A 242-nucleotide genomic window follows, 5' to 3' on the forward strand; every position below is an offset into this window, starting at 1 on the left:
GGCGGGCGGCTGTCGCTGCAGAAGCACCATCATCGTGCCGAGCACTGGATCGTGGTCCGCGGCACAGCCCGCGTCACCGTCAACGAGACCGTCAAAAGCGTGCACGAGAACGAGTCGATCTACATCCCGATGGGCGCGGTGCACCGGATGGAGAACCCCGGTAAAATCATGCTGGAGCTGATCGAGGTCCAGACTGGAAGCTATCTCGGGGAAGACGACATCATCCGGATTGAAGACGACTA

The 242-nt window shown here is 60.3% G+C and carries 1 protein-coding gene; it reads left to right on the forward strand.

The window, feature by feature from the left end:
- Positions 1-242 (forward strand): cupin domain-containing protein (locus AC0L2F_RS35935; RefSeq protein ID WP_473251547.1); only part of this gene is annotated, 242 nt, incomplete at both ends.

Source organism: Bradyrhizobium sp. Ken64 (assembly GCF_055807555.1).